Source organism: Streptomyces muensis (assembly GCF_021474425.1).
GTDB lineage: Bacteria > Actinomycetota > Actinomycetes > Streptomycetales > Streptomycetaceae > Streptomyces > Streptomyces muensis.
Map to the genome: position 1 here is coordinate 1 of NZ_JAKEIP010000563.1, position 1506 is coordinate 1506.

1 protein-coding gene is annotated in these 1506 nt (G+C 72.0%); it reads left to right on the forward strand.

The window, feature by feature from the left end:
- Positions 1-65 precede the first annotated feature (65 nt).
- On the forward strand, positions 66-1484 hold the full coding sequence (locus tag L0P92_RS44340; RefSeq protein WP_372497439.1) for a GH1 family beta-glucosidase: 1419 nt from the start codon (positions 66-68) through the stop codon (positions 1482-1484).
- Positions 1485-1506 lie beyond the last annotated feature (22 nt).

The window sequence follows — 1506 nt, forward strand, 5'->3', positions numbered from 1 at the left end:
CCCTCCCCCCCTCCTACCCGTCGGTCTCCACGACCCCCTATGGGAGCGCTTCCATGCCTGAACCCATGTCCTCCGTGTCCTTTCCCCCCGCCTTCCTCTGGGGCGCGGCGACGTCCGCCTACCAGATCGAGGGGGCGGTGCGCGAGGACGGCCGCACCCCGTCGATCTGGGACACCTTCAGCCATACGCCGGGCAAGACGGCCGGCGGCGAGCACGGTGACATCGCTGTCGACCACTACCACCGCTACCGCGACGACGTGGCGCTGATGGCCGAGCTCGGCCTGGGCGCGTACCGCTTCTCGATCTCCTGGTCGCGCGTCCAGCCGACGGGCCGTGGCCCGGCCGTGCAGCGGGGCCTGGACTTCTACCGCCGGCTGGTGGACGAGCTGCTGGCGAAGGGCATCAAGCCCGCCGTCACCCTCTACCACTGGGACCTCCCCCAGGAGCTGGAGGACGCCGGCGGCTGGCCGGAGCGCGAGACGGCGTACCGGTTCGCCGAGTACGCGCAGATCGTCGGTGCGGCGCTCGGCGACCGCGTGGAGCAGTGGATCACGCTCAACGAGCCGTGGTGCAGCGCGTTCCTGGGCTACGGGTCGGGCGTGCACGCGCCCGGGCGTACGGAACCGGCGGCCTCACTGCGCGCGGCCCACCACCTCAACCTGGCGCACGGCCTGGGCACCACGGCCCTGCGCTCGGTGATGCCGGCCCGCAACTCGGTGGCGCTCAGCCTCAACTCCGCCGTGGTACGGCCGGTTTCGCAGGATCCGGCGGACCTGGCGGCGGCCCGGAAGATCGACGACCTGGCCAACGGCGTCTTCCACGGCCCGATCCTGCACGGCGTGTACCCGGAGTCGCTGTACGCGGCGACGGAGCTGGTGACGGACTGGTCCTACGTCCTGGACGGCGACCTGGCGGCGATCAACCAGCCGTTGGACGCCCTGGGCCTGAACTACTACACCCCGTCGCTGGTGTCGGCGGCGGAGACCGAGGTCAGCGGGCCGCGCGCGGACGGGCACGGGGCGAGCGAGCACTCGCCGTGGCCCGCGGCGGACGACGTGACGTTCCACCAGACCCCGGGTGAGCGCACCGAGATGGGCTGGACGATCGACCCGACCGGCCTGCACGAGCTGATCATGCGCTACTCCCGGGAGGCTCCGGGCCTGCCCCTGTACATCACCGAGAACGGCGCGGCCTACGACGACAAGCCCGACCCCGACGGCCGCGTCCACGACCCGGAGCGCATCGCCTACCTCCACGGCCACCTCTCCGCCGTCCGCCGCGCCATCACCGACGGCGCCGACGTCCGGGGCTACTACCTGTGGTCCCTGATGGACAACTTCGAGTGGGCGTACGGCTACGAGAAGCGGTTCGGGGCGGTGTACGTGGACTACTCGACGCTCGAGCGGACACCGAAGTCGAGCGCGTACTGGTACGGGAAGGCGGCTCGGACGGGGGCGCTGCCGGCGGTGGAGACGGAGCTCTAGCCGCCGGCGACGGACCGGGGGG